16 protein-coding genes are annotated in these 22367 nt (G+C 33.0%); 12 read left to right on the top strand and 4 right to left on the bottom strand.

Annotated elements, in window-relative coordinates:
- Nucleotides 1-74: 74 nt before the first annotated feature.
- The 4 genes from X925_RS07815 to rd all read left to right on the top strand — a co-directional run bounded on the left by X925_RS07815 (nucleotide 75) and on the right by rd (nucleotide 3119).
- Nucleotides 75-1889 carry a heme NO-binding domain-containing protein gene (locus X925_RS07815; protein WP_012209424.1) on the top strand — a complete coding sequence of 605 codons (1815 nt, stop codon included), beginning with the start codon at nucleotides 75-77 and terminating at the stop codon, nucleotides 1887-1889.
- Nucleotides 1890-2026: 137 nt separating this feature from the next.
- Nucleotides 2027-2536: a rubrerythrin family protein gene (locus tag X925_RS10470; RefSeq protein ID WP_012209423.1), complete on the top strand. Its 510-nt coding sequence runs from the start codon at nucleotides 2027-2029 to the stop codon at nucleotides 2534-2536.
- Between the two features lie 31 nt (nucleotides 2537-2567).
- A complete protein-coding gene (locus X925_RS07805; RefSeq protein ID WP_012209422.1) occupies nucleotides 2568-2921 on the top strand; it encodes a class II SORL domain-containing protein in 354 nt (117 codons plus the stop codon).
- A 33-nt stretch (nucleotides 2922-2954) separates the two neighbouring features.
- Nucleotides 2955-3119 carry a rubredoxin gene (rd, locus tag X925_RS07800; RefSeq protein WP_012209421.1) on the top strand — a complete coding sequence of 55 codons (165 nt, stop codon included), beginning with the start codon at nucleotides 2955-2957 and terminating at the stop codon, nucleotides 3117-3119.
- A gap of 11 nt (nucleotides 3120-3130) precedes the next feature.
- Here rd and X925_RS07795 read toward each other — a convergent pair whose 3' ends face one another.
- The gene (locus X925_RS07795) at nucleotides 3131-5593 is read right to left on the bottom strand and encodes an ATP-dependent Clp protease ATP-binding subunit (protein WP_233187762.1); all 2463 of its coding nucleotides are present in this window, start codon (nucleotides 5591-5593) and stop codon (nucleotides 3131-3133) included.
- Between the two features lie 303 nt (nucleotides 5594-5896).
- Between X925_RS07795 and X925_RS07790 the strand changes: the two genes are divergently transcribed.
- The 4 genes from X925_RS07790 (at nucleotide 5897) to X925_RS07775 (ending at nucleotide 12547) form a co-directional block, all read left to right on the top strand.
- On the top strand, nucleotides 5897-8653 hold the full coding sequence (locus X925_RS07790; RefSeq protein ID WP_158245442.1) for an ATP-binding protein: 2757 nt from the start codon (nucleotides 5897-5899) through the stop codon (nucleotides 8651-8653).
- A gap of 21 nt (nucleotides 8654-8674) precedes the next feature.
- Nucleotides 8675-9034, top strand: coding sequence for a response regulator (locus X925_RS07785; protein ID WP_103064704.1), 360 nt, complete (start codon nucleotides 8675-8677; stop codon nucleotides 9032-9034).
- Between the two features lie 22 nt (nucleotides 9035-9056).
- Nucleotides 9057-11816: an isoleucine--tRNA ligase gene (ileS, locus tag X925_RS07780; RefSeq protein ID WP_103064703.1), complete on the top strand. Its 2760-nt coding sequence runs from the start codon at nucleotides 9057-9059 to the stop codon at nucleotides 11814-11816.
- Nucleotides 11817-11893: 77 nt separating this feature from the next.
- Nucleotides 11894-12547, top strand: a complete 654-nt coding sequence (locus X925_RS07775; protein ID WP_012209416.1) for a TIGR00153 family protein — start codon at nucleotides 11894-11896, stop codon at nucleotides 12545-12547.
- Between the two features lie 35 nt (nucleotides 12548-12582).
- On the opposite strand, the gene X925_RS07770 is transcribed toward X925_RS07775, so the two are convergent.
- The 3 genes from X925_RS07770 to X925_RS07760 all read right to left on the bottom strand — a co-directional run bounded on the left by X925_RS07770 (nucleotide 12583) and on the right by X925_RS07760 (nucleotide 16299).
- Complete coding sequence (locus X925_RS07770) at nucleotides 12583-13575, bottom strand: S-layer homology domain-containing protein (protein WP_012209415.1); 993 nt, start codon at nucleotides 13573-13575, stop codon at nucleotides 12583-12585.
- A 270-nt stretch (nucleotides 13576-13845) separates the two neighbouring features.
- On the bottom strand, nucleotides 13846-14979 hold the full coding sequence (locus tag X925_RS07765) for an RNA-guided endonuclease TnpB family protein (RefSeq protein WP_012209414.1): 1134 nt from the start codon (nucleotides 14977-14979) through the stop codon (nucleotides 13846-13848).
- 282 nt (nucleotides 14980-15261) lie between these two features.
- Entirely contained in the window at nucleotides 15262-16299 is a 1038-nt protein-coding gene (locus X925_RS07760) for an endonuclease NucS domain-containing protein (RefSeq protein WP_012209413.1), read from the bottom strand.
- Nucleotides 16300-17432: 1133 nt separating this feature from the next.
- Between X925_RS07760 and aspS the strand changes: the two genes are divergently transcribed.
- From aspS to X925_RS07740, 4 genes are read left to right on the top strand one after another with little or no spacing between them, the layout of a single operon-like run.
- The gene (aspS, locus tag X925_RS07755) at nucleotides 17433-19232 is read left to right on the top strand and encodes an aspartate--tRNA ligase (RefSeq protein WP_121959636.1); all 1800 of its coding nucleotides are present in this window, start codon (nucleotides 17433-17435) and stop codon (nucleotides 19230-19232) included.
- The gene (gene cmk, locus X925_RS07750) at nucleotides 19216-19896 is read left to right on the top strand and encodes a (d)CMP kinase (RefSeq protein ID WP_121959635.1); all 681 of its coding nucleotides are present in this window, start codon (nucleotides 19216-19218) and stop codon (nucleotides 19894-19896) included. Before aspS ends, cmk begins: the two co-directional genes overlap by 17 nt.
- Nucleotides 19886-20740 carry a 4-hydroxy-3-methylbut-2-enyl diphosphate reductase gene (ispH, locus tag X925_RS07745; RefSeq protein ID WP_121959634.1) on the top strand — a complete coding sequence of 285 codons (855 nt, stop codon included), beginning with the start codon at nucleotides 19886-19888 and terminating at the stop codon, nucleotides 20738-20740. Before cmk ends, ispH begins: the two co-directional genes overlap by 11 nt.
- Nucleotides 20737-22335 (top strand): S1 RNA-binding domain-containing protein, encoded by a 1599-nt coding sequence (locus X925_RS07740; RefSeq protein ID WP_121959633.1) that lies wholly within the window; start codon nucleotides 20737-20739, stop codon nucleotides 22333-22335. The genes ispH and X925_RS07740 overlap by 4 nt, the downstream gene beginning before the upstream one ends.
- The last annotated feature ends 32 nt before the right edge of the window (nucleotides 22336-22367 follow it).

The following is a 22367-nucleotide window of genomic DNA, read 5'->3' as shown; positions in this document are numbered from 1 at the left end:
TATTGTTCGGGCTGCTAAAGCTTGGTTTAGAATTCTTAAAGTTGCTATAACTACTACACTTAGGAGGGAATTTGATGAAGGGAATGATCGTAGAAACTTGGATGGAAACTTGGAAAAATACATATGGAGAAGATTATGTTAATCAGCTTTTAACCGAAATAGGAATTCCAAAAGATAAACACTTCTCTCCTTTCGAAGATTTGGAAGATTCAAAAGTTTTTAAACTTCTTGATTTAATGAGTAAAACAACTAATAAATCAAAAGAAGAGCTCATGAAAGAATTAGGGAAAAAAAACATTTATACGTTCAAAAAATATTACCCTAATTTTTTCAGAAAAAAGGGACTTCTGTCATTTTTATCAACCATGAATGACGTTCATAAATCGTTGACAAGGAGAATAAAAGGAGCCAAACCTCCCGCGATTGAATTTGAAATCATAGATAGCAACTCAGCCTACATTACCTATCGTTCTTTCAGAGATATGAGATACTATTTCTTAGGATTGTTGGAAGGTTCCGCCGAGGTTTTTGGTGAAAAAATTGAATATGAGATTATTGATCAAGGAAACACTGATCAGGGAAGTTTTCTAAAAATAAAATTAAAAAGCGAGAAACCATACGCAAAAATCAAGAAGGCAAGGTTTTTCACAGCTATGAGCTTATCATTAATGAAAATGTTTTTCACTTCTCTAACTTTTTATACAATAATCATTGTCTTTTTATTATCTTGGCTTTTTACTTGGATTTTAGGAAACCATTGGTATACATTTTTAATTACAGGTATCTTATCTGGAGCGTTTATTCTTTCGATGGGTAATTATTTCAAAAGGTTATTTTCTTCTTCTTCAGAAGGGTTGCAAAATTTAAATAACCTCGAATATGATAAACCCGTACTTTTAAAGGGAGAAAAAATGCTTGAAAAGCATTCTTTAGAAATTGATAATTTGAGAAGCAATTTTAATGGTATTTTTATTCAATTAACTGGAGATATAGAAGAAATAGAAACCTTTACTGAAAAAGTTGGCGAAAGAGCTGAAGAAATGAAGGAAATAAGTGACTCAATAGGAGAACTAGTTGAACAGGTGGCTATAAGTTCGGAACAGATCGCTCAAGATGCCGAATCAATATCAAATGTAGTTGAAGTAAATGTAAATACAATACAAAGTATCATATCTAGAGAAGATCAGATGGTAGACTCTTTGGAAAATGCTGTCAAAAGAATCAATGATTCCTCTTCAAAAGTAGAAGCATCCTCAAAAGAAATAGAAAATATGAGCGAAAGATTCAATAATTTAGTGAAAGAAAGTGATAAGTTAGAAGAGGATACTAAAGAAATTCTTAAGGTTGTTGACACGGTAAAGGGTATTGCTGATCAAACTAATTTGTTAGCCTTAAACGCGGCAATTGAAGCTTCAAGAGCAGGAGAAGCTGGCAGAGGATTTGCGGTGGTAGCTGATGAAATAAGAAAATTAGCAGAGGAAAGCAAAATAGCCGCTTCACAGATTGATAATATACTTAGTAGAATATCTTCAGGTATTCAGCTATTAACAGAAACTGTGGAAAAAGAGTTTAAGGCAATGAGAGAAGGAGCTAACAATCTAAGAATTAGCTCTCTAAATAATAAAGAATCTGCTACTAATATAAAAAATATCTCTAAAGAGATACACGAAATATTAAACGAATTAAGCAGTGAAGGGGTCAAACTAGAAGATTTAACTAAAAACACCCAAAACTTACTAGCTATATCCGAAGAAGGTTCGGCTACCGCTGAAGAAATATCTAGCTCCGTCAAAACGTTTGTAAATAATATAAAAGAAATCCTACAGAACATAAAAGAGGTGGATAGATTTATTTCTTCACTTAAAGAAAGCTTATCCAATAAGAATTGATCTTTTATTTCAAAATTATGTTATTTTTTTAATCTTTTTTTAAAACTTTCATGTTATACTTTACTTTAGAATGTGCCTTTAAAACATTTGAGAATTTTGAAAGACGATAATAAGTTTAAATAAGGGGGTAGATAACTTTGGTAGAAAGAGAAATGACAAGACAGTTTTTGGAGGATGCATTTTGTGGTGAATCCAAGGCACATATGAAGTATTTGATTTTCTCTACTGAAGCGGAAGAAAAAGGGTTAAAAAACCTTGCAAGAATGTGGAAAGCTATTGCACATGCTGAGTTTGTTCATGCAAGGAATCATTACAGAGCCTTGGGTTATATTGGATCAACTCAAGATAACCTCCAACAATGTATAGATGGAGAAACCTTTGAAATTGAAGAAATGTATCCAGTGTACAACAATGCAGCTAACTTTCAAGAAGAAAATGAAGCGGTAAGAACCACCTATTTTGCTTTGGAAGCAGAGAAAATACACGCAGAGTGGTACAAGAACGCAAAAAAGGTTGCAGACCAGGGTAAAGATGTTGAAGTTGGTAAAATCTTCATATGTGATGTCTGTGGTTATACTGTAGAAGGAGAAGCACCAGAAAAATGTCCTGTTTGCGGAGCTCCGAGAAGCAAATTTGTAGAATTCTAACTAGATTTTTTAAGAAAGGAGATGATTCTTTGTGTTAGGTGATGTAATTAAGATTAATGATTTCAAAAATGAAAAACATGTCCCTACAATCGATTGTCCAGACAAAGTTGAACCTAACGAAGAGTTTGAAGTTGATGTACAGATAGGTAAAGAGATTAAACATCCGAACACAGTAGAACACCATATTGAATGGATAGATCTTTTTATACAATATGATGATGATCCAAATACCGTACATGTTGGCAGATATATTTTTGGACCTGTGGTGGGGGAACCTCACGTAAAAGCAAAAATTAAGTTAACCAAATCAGGAACGTTGATCGCCCTCTCTCATTGCAATATTCATGGACTTTGGGAAAACACTAAAAAAGTTTCTGTAGGATGATTTTTGAAAATACTAAATAGGAGCTGATAAAAAATGAAAAAATACAGGTGTATGATTTGTGGATATATTTACGATCCAGAAGCAGGAGATCCTGATAACGATATAGAACCAGGAACCTCTTTTGAAGATTTGCCCGATGATTGGACTTGCCCAGTTTGTGGTGCAGCTAAAGAAGACTTTGAATTACTTGAAGAATAAAAAGCGGGATGTTAATCCCGCTTTTTTAATAATTCTCCTCCAGATTTTCTTATTTCTAAATTTTCACCATCTTTTGAGTCAACTATAACCGTATCTCCTTCTTTTATAGTATCTTCAATGATCATAGTTGCCAAAGGAGACTCTATTTTTCTTTCTATGACTCTTCTCAACGGTCTAGCCCCATAAACTGGATCAAATCCTTCTTTTGCTATAACGTCCTTCGCTGCTTCTGTTATTTGAATACTAATATGTTTCTCCTTCAATCTCTCTTCTAACCTTGAAATCATTATATCGACTATTCTCTTTATCTGGGAGATACCCAAGGGTTTGAAAACTATAATATCGTCGAGCCTGTTAATAAACTCAGGTCTAAATGCCAATTTTACTTGGCTCATAATTTCATTTTTTGTGTTTTCATAAGATTCTTCTTCTGTTTCTCCAACAAAACCAACACTTTTCTTGGTTTTATTTAGTAACTCTGAACCTAAGTTGGAAGTTAGTATTATGATGGTATTACTGAAATTGACGGTCCTACCTTGAGAATCTGTTAACCTACCATCGTCTAAGATCTGTAACAATATGTTGAATACATCGGGATGAGCTTTTTCAACTTCATCGAATAATACAACGGAATAGGGTCGCCTTCTGATCATTTCTGTTAGTTGTCCACCTTGTTCGAAACCTACGTAACCTGGTGCTGCACCTACTAACCTAGAAACGTTGAATTTTTCCATGTATTCACTCATATCTATTCTCACGAGTGCGTCTTCAGTACCAAATAATATCTCGGCTAATGTTTTTGCTAGTTCAGTCTTTCCTACTCCAGTTGGACCAAGGAACAAGAATGAACCAACTGGTTTCTTAGGATCTTTCAATCCCGCTCTGGCCTTTTTAATATGATCTGCAACAGTGTTAACCGCTTCATCTTGGTCAACGAGTCTTTTGTGTATTTCGTTTTCAAGGTTGGCAAGTTTTTTCTTTTCATCTTCAACCATTCGTGTAACAGGGATTCCAGTCCATTCTTGTACCAAAGAGGCTATTATGTCTTCATCTACTACATTGCTTATTTCGCTTTGTACTCGTTTAGCAGCTTTTTGTGCTTGTTCTAATTCCTTTTGAAGGTCAAAATACTCTGCCTTTTTTTTGGAGGCTTCTTCATATTTTTCCTCTAAAGTTAGTTTATTAATCTCTTCTTCTAATTTTGACAATTTCTTTTCCAATTCTCTAATTTTCTCTGGTTTGGCTGAGTTTCTCAACTTCACTCTGGCACAAGCTTCATCTATCAAATCTATGGCTTTATCGGGTAAGAATCTGTCGTTAATATATCTATGAGAAAGATTAACTGCTGCGATTAAAGCTTCATTCAATATTTCGACCTTATGATGTTTTTCGTAAGTTTCTTTTATACCCTTAAGTATTTCAATAGCCTGCTCAGGGGTAGGCTCTTGTACATACACCGGTTGAAACCTTCTCGCTAATGCTTTGTCCTTTTCAATGTATTTTTTATATTCTTCATAGGTTGTTGCTCCAATAACCTTTATTTCACCTCTAGCTAAAGCTGGCTTCAAAATATTTGCGGCATCCATTGCATTTCCTTCAGCCACTCCAGCCCCTATTATATTGTGAAGTTCATCGATAAAAAGAATAATTTCGTCGTTCTTTTCTTTTACAGTATCGATAACTGATTTAAGCCTTTCTTCAAATTCACCTCTAAATTTAGAACCTGCCAACAAGGCGGCCATGTCTAATTGTAAAATTTTCTTATTTTTCAAATAAGAAGGAGGATTTTCATCTACTATCAACTGCGCTAAACCTTCTACTACGGCTGTTTTCCCAACTCCAGCGTCGCCAACTAATACTGGATTATTTTTAGACTTTCTTGATAATATTTCAATCATTCTATTTATTTCTTTTTCTCTTCCTATCACAGGCGTAAGCTTTCCTTTCTTTGCCTCTTTGGTTAAATCTACAGTAAATTTTTTCAAAGGATCTCCCATACCTGATTCTATTTCTTCGTCTCCGTTTTCTAACATCTCTTGTAGCCGTTCTCTAATTAAAGCTTCCGTAGTATAAGCAGACAGAAGTTTGGAAGCGTAAGATGTACCTTCCTTTAAAATCCCTAACAATAAGGCTAGTAAAGGAATTTTTTTAAAACCCATCCTGTCGGATTCTGATTTAGCTATTTGTAAAGCATTTGCTAAACTAGTTGATAGATAAATACCTTGTGCACTACCATAGGACATTGAGTAATAAACTCCCATTTCTTCGGATAAAGCTTCTTCAAGTTTGCTTTTTATAGAATTAGTATTGGTACCTTGAAAAATTTTTTCAACATTTTCATCTTCAACATTTAAAATTGCTAACAACAAATGCTCAGGTTTGAGAATATTACCTCCTGAATAACCTAGTACATTTTGAGCTTCTTGAAATGCTTTTAAAGATTTTTCAGTAAAATCATTCGGATTGAATCTCATTAAGTCACCTCCATCCATAGATCCCTTTCAGGGAGTTTTTTTCTACGTAATAAAGTATTTTATCACTCGTTACTTTTATTTGCTAATTCTATTTTCATTATATCCTTTTCAATGTAAAATGTCAAGAAAAATTTTTAAATTTCTGTTTTAATTCATTTTCTTTTATAAAACCACCCAATATATCCAACTTGTCATTCGAAAATTTGATTCAATTAGTGAATTTACAGTATTTTTTATCCCATTTTTAAGCAATTTAGTGTTATAATTAGAATGAAAAAGATAAAATATCGGAGTGTGGAGCATATGGTAAGCAAAATTTTAAATATTATATATAATGATAAACCTCAAAATGTATTAAAATCAACTTTTAAAGAAGTATCTTCCCAATTGAAAGAATCAATGGGGAAAGACAACATTATGTTTATTTATCAATCAAGCAGGGAGGTTTTTAAAGCTTTAGCTTCTACAATAGATAAGTTTGAAAATATTAAAATATACCTACGCGGAGACGAAGATCTAAAAAACAAAATTTTTTCAAATGAGATCGTACCTGTGAATCTAAAAGATGATATTTCACAGGTAAGTTCAACCGCAAACGATATAAGAGAGTTATTTTTGTATCCGATATTTTCCGAAGAAGGCTTAATTGGCGCCGTCGGATTATTTGACAATCAAATTGATAAAAATACTTTCGACCAACATTTTTTTTATTATTCCGTATTGATTAATTTGATTATAGAAAAATTGAGAATTAGGGATTTGCAAGACAAGGTAATTTTAATGGAAAAGCTCACCGACATTATAGAAGAAATTACCGAAAAAGATATAATAGTCAATAATGTATTAAAACTCCTAAAAGATTCTCTACATGCAGAAAGCATAGCATTCTGGAAACTTCAAGGTGATACTCTCGAAATCAAATACTTTTTAGGAATAGATGAAAGCACAATCATAACTAGAACTATCCCTATAGAAAATACCCTCGAAGGTAAAGCAATAAAAGAAAGATCGAGTTATATGCTAGTGGGACGAGAAAACTTTCAAAATTATTTTATTCCTTTTAATATAGATCTCAAATCTTCTATTTATTCTGTTATAGAACAAAATCATGAAGTTTATGGCGTTTTAAGTGTTTATAACAGAGAAGAAGAATACTCATTTAGAACTTACAAAAATTTTGATGAAGCAGATTTCCACGTTTTTTCGGACACCGCCAAAAGATTAGCTTTTTCTATTCATAGAATAAATTTATACAACAAACTTCAAAATGAAGTCAGTAAATTGACTGAATTGAAAATGAATTATGAACAGCTTATTGAAAAACAAAAAGAACACTTAGATATGCTAAATGCATTGGATAAGATATCCCAAGCTGTGAGATCTGTTTACGATAAAAATTTGGCAATAAAAATAATGCTTTTAGGCTTAACTTCTGGGAGAGGTCTCAAGTTCAACAGAGCTCTTTATTTAGAAAAGGACAAGGTTCGGGGATTCCTTGTTCCAAAAATATGGGTTGGTCCTGATACAGAAGAAGACGCTACCGAAATCTGGAAAGACGCAAACATTAGGGCTTTAAAATACGGAAACGTCGTTCAGTACCTAAAAGAGGAGGCCATAAAAATACCCACCAATAATAAACTAATCCTCAGTTTACAAAATAAAGTTTTAGCATATAAAGGGCATCCTATTTTAGAACGAGTCGTTGAAAAAAAACAGGTTTTACATATCGTTCCTCAAATGTTGGAAATTAAATGGGAAGATTTAGAGGATATATACGATATAGTTAAAATTAATGAGTTTCTTATTTTCCCAGTTACTGGAATGACAGAAACTAAAGGAGTAGTAATAGTTGATAACAAAATAAACAAAAAACCCATCACCAACATTGAAACTGAAATTGTAAAATTATTTAAAGATAATATGGGATTAGCTTTGGAAATGATAGAAAATTATCAAGAATTAAAGGAAAAAACATTAAGATTAGAAGAACAAAAAGATTTGATGGATTACTACAGAAGATTCAAAGATAATATATTACAAAACCTGGCTGTTGCCGTAGTTGTGGTTGATAGAAATGGAAAAATAAACGAATGGAACAGAATGGCAGAAAATTTTTTCTCCAGACCAAGAGAGACCATGATAGGAACTGCTATCCAAGATATAACAGAACTAATCGGGGAAGAAATAATCGAAAAAATTAAAGACATTTATGAAACCAGAAATAATATCAAATTAAAGAATTATGAAGTAAAACTTTCCGATACCAAGAAAATTTTTGATATTCAGCTATCTCCTTTGAGAAACGAAGAATTAGGAGTGATAGAAGGCGTTATAATTGTTTTTGATGATGTAACCGAGCTGTACAACCTTCAAAAAGAAATGGAAAAGCGAGAAAGACTTGCTGCCATGGGAGAAATGACTGCTAGAATAGCTCATGAAGTGAGAAATCCTATTACTATTATCGGTGGCTTTTTAAACAGGATAGCTAAAATGAACGAAATGGATGATATTCAAAAATATACCCAAATTATTAAAGAAGAACTTTCAAGGCTCGAACATATAGTAAATGAGATCTTAGAATATTCTAGAGGAGGTAAAATTAACCAGATTGAAGAAGTCGATTTGATAGAAATCATACGTGGAATAATATTGATGTACGAAGATTTTATACAACAAAAACACGTTATGGTGAATACTGATTGGTTAAAAGAAGAGATCGTAATAAAAGCAGACAAAGATAAAATAAAACAGGTATTGATGAATTTAATAAAAAACGCCTTAGAAAATGTATACAACAATGGGAAAATTGAAATAAAAGTTGGATTTACCGATGAAAATAAAGTTTTTTTTGAAATAACCAACGATGGACCCTCTATTCCCCAGGAAATTAAAGAAAAATTATTCACACCTTTTCTTACTACAAAAAGCAATGGGACAGGATTGGGTTTAGCTATTTGTAAAAAAATAATAGAAGAAGAACACAAAGGTAAAATTTATTTGGTAAAATCTGACAATAATGGAACCTCTTTCAGATTTGAAATTCCAACAGGTGAGAAATAATACTTTTTAGGAGGGGTTAAGTTGTCGAAAGTACTAATAGTAGATGATGAAGAGAACATAAGAACTTTAATAAAAGAAGAACTGGAAGAAGCTGGTTACGAGGTTACTACAGCAAGTAATGCAAAAGATGCACTGGAAACCTTAGAAAATGATCAAGATATAGATATCATATGCACTGATATCGAAATGCCTGATGTAAATGGCTTAGAACTCGCAAGTGAAATCAGAAAAAGGTATCCAAACAAAAAAATAATATTTCTCACAGCCTACTCACATTATAAAAGCGAGATGGCATCCTGGGCTGCAGATGCTTATGTTGTAAAATCAATGGATTTAACAGAAATAAAAGATACAATCGAAACTCTTTTAAAAATTCAATAATATTTTATCGGAGGTGCGGGTTTTGGATTACAAAGACACAATCAATCTTCCAAAGACATCATTCAAGATGAAGGCAAATCTAAAAGAAAAGGAGCCTCAAATTCTTCAAAAATGGGATGATTTAAATATTTCTTACTATCTCAGAAACAAAAGAATTGGGGAAAAAAAGTTTGTTTTACATGATGGTCCACCGTATGCGAATGGAGACATTCATATGGGGACTGCCCTTAATAAGGTTTTAAAAGACATAGTTTTAAAATACAAAACATTGAGAGGTTTTGATGCTCCTTATGTCCCTGGCTGGGATACGCACGGTCTTCCAATTGAACATAATGTTACTACCAAGCTTGGAGAAAAGGCACACACCTTGAGTAAGTTAGAAATAAGAAAACTTTGTGAAGATTACGCTATGAAATACGTAGACATTCAACGAGAAAGCTTTAAAAGGTTGGGGGTAATAGGTTTTTGGGATAAACCATATTTAACTTTGAATCCCGAATATGAAGCCAAAGTTCTAGAAATTCTTCGTTCTATAGTTGAAGCTGGCAATATTTATCGAGGAACAAAACCTATATATTGGTGTACAGAATGTCAAACAGCTTTAGCAGAAGCTGAAGTTGAATACCATGATCATACATCAGATTCAATTTATGTAAAGTTCCCTCTAGTTGGAGAAAACAATGCATACGTGATCATTTGGACGACAACACCGTGGACTTTACCAGCGAACGTAGCTATTGCTGTTCACCCTAATTTTGATTACGCAAAAGTTCAAGTTGGAAACGAATATTGGATAATGGCTAAGGAATTAGTTGATAAAACTATGAAAGAATCAGGAATAGATAATTACAAAATAATCGATACCTTTAAAGGATCTACATTAGAAGGGAAAAAAGCTAGACATCCTTTTGTTGACAGAGAAAGCCTTTTAGTACTTGCAGATTATGTAACTTTGGAAGAAGGTACCGGATGTGTTCACACTGCTCCAGGACACGGTATGGAAGATTATATAACAGGTACAAAGTACAACCTTCAGGTAATATCTCCTGTAGATAGTAAAGGATATTTCACCGACGAAGCTGGAAAGTATAAAGAGATGAAAATTTGGGAAGCGAACAAAGAAATTATCAAAGATCTAAAAGAAAACGGTTTTCTCGTTCAATCAGGAAAGATAACTCATTCCTATCCACATTGTTGGCGTTGTAAAAATCCTGTTATCTTTAGAGCCACTCCTCAATGGTTTATAGATCTTGAAAAAAACAACTACCGTGAAAAGGTGTTGGAAGAAATAAAAAAAGTAAATTGGATACCCAAGTGGGGAGAAAATAGAATATCCTCTATGGTGAGAGAGAGACCTGACTGGGTAATTTCAAGACAGCGTGCCTGGGGAATCCCAATACCAGCTATTAAATGTGATAATTGTGGCGAAACAATTTTGGACACCAAAATTATAGACCACGTTATAGAAATTATAGAAAAAGAAGGGAGTAATGCGTGGTTTGAAAAAGAAGCGAAAGAACTTCTACCAAATGATTACAGGTGCCCTAAATGTGGTGGTTCAGAGTTCAAAAAGGAAGAAGATATTTTAGACGTTTGGATCGATTCTGGATCATCTTTCGAAGCAGTTGCAAATTCACGTGAAGAATTAAAAAAATTCCCTGTAGATTTATATCTTGAAGGAAGCGATCAACATCGAGGGTGGTTCCAAAGTTCTATATTCTTATCTGTTGCAAAACACGGAATTGCCCCTTATGAATCCGTTTTGACTCATGGTTTTATAAAAGACGAAGAAGGAAAGAAGATGTCTAAATCCTTGGGAAATGTAGTCAACCCAAAAGACATTATCAACAAATATGGAGCAGACATATTAAGGTTATGGGTTGCATCAGCAGATTACAGAATGGATATTAAAATATCTTACAATATTTTGGAACAACAGGTTGAAACCTACCGCAAACTTAGAAATACTATAAGATTTTTGCTGGGCAATATAAATGATTTTGACCCTGATGAAGATTCTGTGGCTTATGAAGAAATGTTAGAAATAGACCAATGGGCATTGATGAAGTTACATAATTTGATAAAAAATGTCACCAAAGCTTATGACAACTACGAATTTTACAAAGTACACTATCTTATAAACAATTTTTGTACAATAGATATGAGTTCTACTTACTTGGATATAATAAAAGATAGAATATACGTAGAAGGAAAAAAATCTAAACTCAGGAGATCCGCTCAAACAGTTTTATATGAAACCGCTATAGCTTTAAATAAGATGATTTCACCCATATTGCCTTTTACTGCGGAAGAAGTTTACGAGCATCTCAATTACTCAAACAAATATGAAACCATATTCGCTGAACTATGGCCTGAATATAAAGAGAATTACCTTAGCGAAGAATTAGAAGAAAAGTGGAATAAAATTTTTGCTTTGAGAGAGGATGTTTTAAAAGCCCTTGAAGAGAAAAGAAAAGAAAAATTTTTAGGAAACTCTCTGGATGCTAAAATTATCCTCAACCTAAAAGATGATACATTAAAGCAAATTCTATCTCAATACGATAACAACTGGATTGCTGATCTATTTATAGTATCTCAATTTGAATTTGGTAATGTAGATGAAGGATTTGAAGGTCGATACGCAACAATTAAAGTTACCAAAGCAGAAGGGGAAAAATGCGAAAGATGTTGGAAAGTAGATCCTAATACGGACAATGACCCTGACTTTCCGGGCGTTTGTCCAAGATGTGCAAGAGTATTAAAAGAGGAAATAAATGCGTAAACTCTAGGATGGGCTGTATAGCAAAAGAACACAAAAAACAGTTTTATTAATTCTAAAGGTATGTGAGGGGGTACATAATGAAGCTTTTTTTTGGAAAAAAGGAAGAGAAAGTAATAAAACTTTTTTCTAAACATTTAGAAAAAGTAGAAGAAGGGGTAAACTTACTCACAGAATTAGTAGAATTGTATGTAACAAACGATATGGAAAAATCTGTTGATTTATCAAAACAAATATCTAATATAGAAAGCGAAGCTGATTCTTTAAGAAGAAAAACGGAAAGCGAAATGTATCAAGGAGCTTTTTTGCCAAATTTTAGAGGAGAACTTTTAGAATTAATAGAAGCGGTTGATAAGGTTATGAATAAAACACAAACGGTTTCAGAAATCTTAATTTTTCAAAAACCAAAAATACCCGAGAATTTTAAACCAGATTTTTTAGAACAAAGTCGATTGGTAAAGAAAACTTATAAATCCTTGAAAAAGTCTATAGAAAACGTATTCGAAAATATAGAAAAAAGTAGTGAGTATATTCAAAAAGTTGAATTACAGGAACATGAAGAAGATATCTTAGAGAAGGATTTAATACGAAGATTGTTTGAAATAGATAGCCTTGAATTATCGGAAAAATTGCAGTTGAAAGATCTTTTTCTACAGATAGGAGATATAGCAGACAGGGCCGAAGATGCTTCTGATAAATTAGAAATTATAGTCTTAAAAAGGAACATTAAATAAAAATATCGCTGGTCGAAAAAACCAGCGATATTTTTTTATAGCAAGTTCATTATAGCAAAGGATAAACCTGCAGAAATTACCACTGAGATAATGATATCTAAGAAGTTTACTCCTCCACCGGCACCTTCAGCTATTTGTTTTACATCAGTGACCTCTTGAGAGAGCTGATCAACACTACTTTGAACGGCTTGTAAGTTTTGGGACAATTCAGAAACAGATTGGGTATTATTACTTAATTGAACACTTAATTCGTCAGTAGTGTTTTTTAACGAAGTAAACTCAGTTTTATCAACTTTAGAATCTATCTTCGAATTCAAGTTAGCCGTTAAAGCATTCAATCTGTCCAAATCTTGGTTTACACTAGAAAAAGAGTTTTGAATACTAGCTACTGAATTTTTTAACGACTGTATTTCTTGATTGGAATTAGATACTGTTTGAGAAAGATTCTGATAATTACTATTCAGACTTCCAACGGTGTTTTCCAGATTGGTAACTCTGGTATTTAAGTTTCTGATGTCAGTTTCGCTTACCGCGGGCACTGATATGGCGTTGACCTTTCTCTCTAATTCGTCTATCTTCGTGGTGGCATAACCAAGCAACTCATAAGAATTCTGAAGTTCCTTGACAGAACTATCCAACCTCGAAACGGAACCCTGAAGAGTAGAAAGATCACTTGTAAGAGAGTTTAATTTTGTTTGAAGTTGCTGTAATTCCGCTGAAGAAACTCCTTGCGGAACAGATAAACTACTTACAGTCCTTTCCAAATTCGCCAAATTTTGGGCTAAAGGCTCAATCATACTTTGTTCTACGTAATCAATCGTTCTGGACAAAGCAACAGTCAGTTGATACCTGTTCATGTTTTCTAATCCTTTAAAAGTACCATCGGGGTATCCTTCAATAATGCCAATACCAGAAAGCCTTTCAACTGCATCATATGCCCAATGATTGATGGGAACATCCTTAAAAGACTGTGAAAATACTCCTAAAGCCAAAAACAAAAATAAAAACAAAATACCTGCCTTTTTCACTACACACACCTCCTGAATTTTAGTATTTTAAGTTTTTTTACTGCTATCGATTTTATTTTATCACAAAAAGTGGTGAACTACTCAACTCTAACGAGGAGAAAGGCTTCTACCTCTTGAGGAGAGCTTCCTAATTCATCGACCGTTGCGAAACATCCTAGAATGAATCTAAGGGTGCTCGACTTACACAGTCTCCAAAGGCTTAACATCCCCCAGTTCCTGGGGTAGAGTCTGTTTATACAGTGACTAGCTGTTTCCTTATCTGCCGTAGGGCTATATAACGAATGCCTGTTTTAACCCAAACTGCCTAATGTTAACAGCAGCATTTATATCTCTATCATGTTTAGTTCCACATTCAGGACATACCCATTCTCTATCAGAAAGTTTTAAACCTTCATTCTTATACCCACATACACTACAAGTCTTAGACGAAGGTTCAAACATTCCTATTTCGATTACCTTTTTACCTAATCTCTCTGCTTTGTATTTTAGGAACGTTTTGAATTGATACCATCCTGAATCTGAGATACTTTTAGCTAAGTGGTGATTCTTTAACATGCCTCTTATATTGAGAGTTTCTACAACAAAGAGATCAGCTTGGTTCTCACTGATTTCTTTTGTTAGTTTATGCAGAAAATCCTCTCGTGTATTTTTTATTTTCTCATGTATTCTAGCAACTTCTAATTTTGCTTTGTCCCAATTCTTTGACCCTTTTTCTTTACTTGAAAACTTTTTATATGCATGTTTTAGTTTCCTTTCGTACTTAGACAATACTTTAAGAGCTGGATACTTCGTTCCATCGGATAATACAACAAAATCTTTAAGTCCCATATCCATACCGATTGCGTTTTCGTAGTCTATATCTCTTTCAAGGTAAGAACCTTCGACTTCAAAGGTTATAGACACAAAGTACTTACCTGTTGAAGTTTTAATGAAAGTACAATTTTTTATCTTTGCATTTGGATCTATTTTTCTATGTACTCTTACTTTTATACCTTCTTTAAACTTTGGTACAAATAGAATACCGTATTTATCGTTATTTTCATTTTCATACAGTTGTATATGTTGAGGAACTCTAAAAGATTGTCTACTTGATTTTTTCTTAAATTTGGGGTATTTACTTTGTTTCTTGAAGAAACGTTTGAATCCAGTTTCTAAGTTCTTTATGGACTGTTGTAAAGATTGAGAATTGGCATCGTTTAGCCATTGATATTTCTCGGTTTTTTTAAGAGTTGCTAATACTTTACACCACATATAGTAATTAGTTAACGTTTTAGTATTCTTATATGCATTGTTAGCAAATTCTAAGAAAAGGTTGTATACAAACCTAGCATGTCCAAAGTGTTCGTTAAGTTTATGTATTTGTTCGTTAGTTGGGTACAACCTAAACCTGTATGTTATTAGCATTTTAATTCTCCTGATATAATGTGTATTTAGTCCTTTTAGAAACTTTAAAACACGCATTGTAACTAACTTTTAATACCTTAAATATTATACATTTACCTCAAGAGTAACCCTTGTTACAGTTTTTACCTATTTTTTGAAGTAAAGATCTTTTATTCGCCAAAGTCCGAATGCGTATAACTTTTTCACCATATACGATCTTATCAAAGAAAATGTCCATGGGGCATATACCTATTGCGGGGCAAAGTATAAAAGTATATATTATGTTATTTGATCAGTACCCTTTTATTTCAAACCTTCTTTCTTTATCTCTGAAATTACCTGCTCTATAATGTCAAGAAACTGATTGACTTCGTCTACTGAATAGGCCTTATCGATCACCCATTTTAGATTTGATTTTGCATCTTGAAAGTAACCGAGGTTTTCAAGACTTTTTTTGTAAGATGTAATAATATTTTCCGGATGGTTAACCTTTTTTGTAATATCTCCAAATACCGTATAAATACTCTGATTGAATGCAGAACTGGGGGGGAACCCGTAAAATAGACCAACAGAACCACTCGTCAATTCAACATTTAAAGAAAAACCCTTGGACCCCCATCTGATCATTAAGCCTTTTTGTTCTGCGAATTCAAATATCTTCTGAAAGACTTCCGTTCCGTTATTATCCAATAAATTTAAGAATTTTTGCTTATTAACCTTTGGAAGTGAGGAGGAATAAATTTTTTGACGTATAAATTCTTCTTGACCAACAACAATATCGCTTGAGATTATCCTTTCTCCAAACTCGGTCTCGAAATACTTAAACTCCATACAATAAATATCAATACCTTTTTTTCTTAAAAATAAGGCGGTTTGCCGAATTTCTTTTGAAATTTCCTGAGCAACTATTACTAATTTTGTTGATTTATTAAATGAAACTTTTTCATCTGTTTCGTTTTGGAAATACGCTCGGTGATAATCTTCTAAACTAATTTCTTCACCAGAATAGTCTCGATAAATTTCATTTAACTGTGAATAATCTAAGTTCTCAATAAAGGAAGCGTATTCTAATAGCTGAGCAATTGTCTCCCGCGGTGTTTTGTCCCTTTTTAACTCAATCACCACGGTATTCCCATTTTTATCAATACCTAACAAATCTATAATACTATTTAAATTGGTAATAACCTGACGACCAATTATAAGAACATTGCTTTCTTCAAAAAAGTATTCAGGACTATTTTCAAGCAAAACTTCTAAATCTTTTTCTAAATTGGAATCTTTGTAAAGTTGTTCTTTATATAGAATTAAGTTTCCATTTTTATCAATGGTAAACATTTTCATGTTCTATCATCTCCTTTGTTTCTTGATTTCTAATACAATCTAATTTACATCATAGAATTGATTTTGGTAATTTCAGTTAATACAAAAACATCGCTCTATTTTACAACAGTGCCTTTGTCCTTCCGGCAGCTATCTATGATGAAGGATAGCCGTGTCCAAGTAAACCTTGTAAAATCAAAAACTTATTTTTAAAGTGGAAAACAAGAATTTTAAGTATTTTTGCTGATATCGATTTTATTTTACCACAAAAGATGGTGAACTACTCAACTCTAATGAGGAGAGCTTCCTAATTCAACGACCGTTGCGAAACACCGATGGTTTCACCTGCTTCTGTCAATAACAAGAATTATTCTTTCGTCCTTATGGAAAAGGTTGTTAAGTATTTGGATCTTAGTGGATTTAACTTCTTAGCTTGTTTCTTTAAGAAGGTTTAAATCTTTTTCAATACTTCCCAAATGAACGGTTATTCATTAACTGTACTTCTTTCATCTCTATTTTTCCCAAAAAATGCCTCGATTATAATTACTTTTCAATTTTTTTAAGAATTATCTCGATTTTCAAAGAGCATTTTGGATAATTATCTAATATTTTATTTCTTTTTCTTCTTGCCTTGTTTTCCTTGAACCCGTTTCGGGGTGTCCCCTTTCATTAATCATCGCTTTTATCTACTTCTGAAGTGGGTATAATGTGTATGATATAATTATACCATACACAACGAATTAATCTAATTTCCTCATTTGATTATATTAGATGTCCTTGAAAAAGATTGGTTAGATCATAATTCGAATCTTTGAGGGGGTGACCCCCCTCAAACTCCCCAACAAACAAGAAACTTCTCTAAATCTTAAAATTCTGAATCACACAATTCTGTGATTGGGGGTAACCCCCCTCAAACTCCCCAACAAACAAGAAACTTCTCTAAATCTTAAAATTCTGAATCACACAATTCTGTGATTGGGGGTAACCCCCCTCAAACTCCCTGAAAACAAAAATCTCTTCTTATAAAAGATCTTCGCTTGCACAATACTGCAAACAAATGATATCATATCTTTATTAATCTCGTGTTTGAAAACACGAGTCTTTTTAAAATTTTTATGGTAAAATAAGATGAAAAAACATTGGAGGTGTTATTTTTGTTTCAAAAAAGAACTCATACTTGTGGAGAATTAAACGAAAACGATATAGATAAGATCGTTATTTTAAACGGGTGGGTAGATAGGATTCGTGATTTAGGAGGAATAATCTTTGTTTTGATAAGAGATAGATACGGTAAAACTCAGGCGGTTTTCGATTCAAGCGATAACAATGCGCTTTATCAAAAAGCCTTGAAATTAAAAAATGAATATGTTGTTTCTATCCAAGGAAAAGTTAGACTACGTCCTGAAAAAGACAGAAATTCAAATATGTTTACCGGGGGTGTTGAAATACTTGCAACAAATTTAGAAATTCTTTCTGAATCTGAAACGCCACCAATATACGTAAACATAGAAGAAGATATTTCTGAAAATTTGAGGCTAAAGTACAGATACTTAGACCTCAGAAAAGAACGGATGCAACGGAATCTAATCCTGAGACACAAGGTTATGAAAATCACTAGAGATACCCTAAGCGCTGAAGGCTTCCTGGAAATTGAGACCCCTTACTTAACAAAATCAACACCAGAAGGGGCACGCGATTTTCTGGTTCCTTCGAGATTAAAACCTGGCAATTTTTACGCCTTACCTCAATCTCCTCAACTTTTCAAACAGCTGCTGATGGTATCAGGTTTTGATAAATATTTTCAAATAGCTCGTTGTTTCAGAGATGAGGATTTTAGGGCTGATAGGCAACCCGAATTCACACAAATTGACATAGAACAGTCCTTTGTTGAAAAAGAAGATATATTTGCATTAACAGAAAAATTAATCAAAGAAATATTCGAAAAGTCTCTAAATTACAATGGATTAGAGATCCCATTTCAAAAATATACCTATGATGAAGTAATAAAAAAATACGGTTCAGACAAACCTGATTTACGTTATGGTATGGAATTTATAGACTTAACAACTTATTTTAAAAATACCGAAACTAATTTTATAAAAAACGGGATAGATAAAGGCCTAATATTAAAAGGATTTATTGTCCCTGAAAGGTCTAACAATTTTTCAAGAAAAAAATTCGATGATCTTACAGAGTTTGCTAAAGAACAAGGCAGTACCGGATTAATTTGGATAGCTAATGACAAAGAAATAAGATCAAATATAAAAAAAGCCGCAGCCAAAGAGATTAATATCTTAGTAGAACGTGGTATAATGAAAGAAGGTGACGTTTTATTAGCTATTTTGGAAGAAGCAGACAAAATAGATAAGATTTTAGGACAATTGAGAATAAAAATGATCAAAGAAGAGTTTGAAAAAGAATCCGGGTTCAGCATAATTTGGGTCACTGATTTTCCAATGTTTTCTTGGAATGAAGAAGAACAGAGAATAGTAGCCGAACATCACCCCTTTACTATGCCCAATTTAGATGATTTAGCTAAATATGATAATACAGACCCTTTAAAAATCAAATCTCAATCTTACGATCTTGTAATAAACGGTTATGAGATTGCAAGCGGCAGCATAAGGATACACAAACAAGATATACAACAAAAGGTATTCGATATTTTAGGTTTGAGCAAAGAAGAGGCACAAGAGAAATTTGGATTCTTATTAGAGGCTTTCAAATACGGTGCTCCACCTCACGGAGGCATAGCAATCGGAATGGATAGATTGGTAAGCATACTGGTAGGAGAAGATTCAATAAAAGAGGTCATTGCATTCCCAAAAACAGCTTCTGGAACAGATCCTATGACCAATGCTCCATCAGAAGTTAGTGAGAAACAATTGGAAGAATTACACCTCGCTTTGAAAAAATCAAACGAGAGTGAGATGAAAAATGACTCAAAAAGCTAAAAAAATAAAGATTGCAATAGATGGGCCGGCAGGATCAGGCAAATCTACAATTGCACAAAAACTAGCAGAAATACTAAAAATAAATTATCTAAATAGTGGGGCTTTGTACAGAATCATTGGTTATTACCTAAACGAACAAAAAGTGGACCCACAAGATTCAAAAAATATAGAAAATATTTTAGAAAAACTTAACATTGAAATAAAAAACAACCGTTATTTTTTAGACGAAAAAGATGTTACTATCTGCATTAAAGACTCAAAAATCGGTGATTTAGCTTCTCTATACTCTCGTAATAATATTATTAGAGAAAAAGTTAATGAGATAATTAAAAAGATTGCCGAAAAAGACAGTATAGTGGTTGATGGAAGAGATATAGGAACCGTAGTTCTGCCCGATAGTGATATTAAAATATATCTAACCGCCTCTATAGAAGAAAGAGCTAAAAGAAGATGGAGTGAAGAAAAGGGGAAAAAACCCAATATTTCTTTTACTGAAATATTGGAAGAAATAAAAAATAGGGATTACAACGATTCAAATCGTTCTATAGCTCCATTAAAACCAGCTCAAGATGCAATAATTATAGATACTACTAATCTGTCCATAGAAGAAGTCCTTCAAAAAATATTAAAAATTATCGAAGAGAGAGGTATTTATGGAAATTAATGTAGCAAAAAGAACTGGTTTTTGCTCAGGCGTTCAAAAAGCGTACAATGAAGTTAAAAATTCCTTAGTTAACAAAAATAAGATTTATATTTATGGTGAGTTAGTACACAATAAAAAGGTAATAGAAGAGTTAAACAAATCAGGTGCAATAACTATAAAAGGATTGGATGAGATACCCGAAGATTCCATAAACGAAACGGTAATCATCAGAGCCCATGGTATTTCAAAGGCTGAGAAAGATCTTTTAGAAGAACGATTCTCTAAAGTTATAGACATGACTTGCCCAATAGTCACAAATTTAGTAAAATACGTAGGTAACAAGCAAAAAGAAGGATTTTTTGTAGTCGTGTATGGAAAACCTGACCATCCTGAGATACTTGGGCTAAAAGGGAATGTAGATGAGAGTAAATTGCTAATAACACTTTCTCCAGTGACAATACCTCAAAAAAAAGTATTGATAGTATCTCAAACAACCATGGGCGAAGAAGAGTACAAAAATTTTATAACCAGTATTTTAACTATTAATTCTTTTACGGAGGTGTTGATAAGAGATACTATATGTTCTGAAACTATCCTAAGGGAAAAAGAGACACTAGAACTTTCTCAAAAAAGCACATTGATGCTAGTTCTAGGCGGAAAAAACAGTTCAAATACTCAAAAATTATACCGTATTTCAAAAAAATATTGTAAAAGGACATACCATATTGAATCTGGTGAAGAACTTAAAGAAATAACTATCTCTCCACAAGACAAAATAGGAATAGTTACTGGTTCATCCACACCAACATCAGAATTAAATAAAGTGTTGGAGTATCTAAGCCAAAAGAAGGAGGATTTTTCATGATGGAGGAAAAAACATTTGAAAAACTTTTGAACGAACAAGAGATAAACGAGGTAAAAAAAGGAAAAATAATAGAAGGAAAGGTATTTGAAATAAATAGCGATGGTATATGGGTTGCTTTAGAAGGTGCCACAGGAGATGTGTTTGTAAGTCAAGTAGAACTCATAAAACCTCTCCAAGAATATCAAGTAGATCAAAAGATACTAGTAGAAATAACAAAAACAAATGATGCAGAAGGTTTAAACTTTGCCTCCGAAAAAAGGGCCGTTTGGAATGGAACTATGAATAAAATAAAAGAAGGAGGAAATTATCCGATTATTTTTAAAAATAGGCTCAAGAAAGGCTACAGCGTATTGATTGAAGGACTTATCGGTGCTTTTCTTCCTGGTTCGTTATCTTTATTAAGCCCTAAAGATGATTTACCTGAAGGAGAAAAAATGGCTAAAGTTATTTCTAAAAATGGAAAAAACATAGTCGTATCGATAAAAGATTACGCAGAAGAAAAAATTAATCAAACTTTCAATGAATACGAGGAAGGAATGGTAATTGACGGTGTGGTAGAGGATATAAAAAACTTTGGTGCCTTTGTAAGATTGAATGATCATTTGAATGGTCTCATACCAGCAAGCGAGGTTAGCTGGGACGAAAAGATCTCTATAAAAGATTATCTAAAAGTGGGTCAAAAAGTTAAAGCGCTGATAATAAAATTGGACAGAGAGAAAAAAAGAATTTCACTATCTCTTAAACGCTTGAAAGAAAATCCCTGGAAAACAGTGGATGAAAAATATCCTATAGGAAGTATTGTTCAAGGTACTGTAACTAATATATTACCTTTTGGTTTTACCGTTAAGATTGAAGAAGGTCTGGAGGGTTTGGTCCATGAAACAGAAATATTCTGGGGCAGGAAAGGTAGGATAAGCGACTTAGTAAATGTTGGAGACAATGTTCAAGTCAAAATATTGAATTTAGACAAAGAGAATAAAAAGATTAATCTAAGCTACAAACAAGTTTCAGGAGATCCATGGGAAAACATAGAAGAAAAATACTACGAAGGAAACATTGTTACAGGTACTGTAGAAAAGGTCCTAAATAACGGAGCGATTATAAAACTGGATCAAGGAATCACTGGATTTTTACATGTTTCAGAACTTTCATGGGATTTTGTCGACGATATTTCAACAGTGCTTAATGAAAAACAAAAGATTAAAGTAAAAATAATAAAAATAGACAAAGATAACAAAAGGATGAGACTATCAGTTAGAGAAACAAAAGAAAATCCTTGGAAAAAGGCTTCAAAAGAGATAAAACCAGGTGATACTGTTAAAGGAAAAATAATTCGTTTTTTAGATAAAGGAGCAATAGTCCTCATTGATGGTTACGAAGTAGAGGCTTATCTACCCGCAAGCAAGGCTTCCACAAATTCAAAAAGTCTCGAGGAAACATATAGTATCGGTGATCAAATAGAAGCAAAAGTTTTAGAGATTGGACTTGAAAATGAATTTAAAAGAGGGAACATGATTATAAGTATATCGCATCTGCAAGAAGAAAGAGAAAAAGAAGAGGCGCTAAAAGTAATTAAAGAAATGAATGAAGAGTAAAATGCTTCAGTAAAAAACAAGAGGTGGAATAA

It is taken from the genome of Petrotoga sp. 9T1HF07.CasAA.8.2, assembly GCF_002895585.1.
In the GTDB taxonomy this organism is placed as follows: domain Bacteria; phylum Thermotogota; class Thermotogae; order Petrotogales; family Petrotogaceae; genus Petrotoga; species Petrotoga mobilis.
Note: the sequence above shows the minus strand (reverse complement) of the source record. Positions and strands in the feature narration are given on the sequence as shown.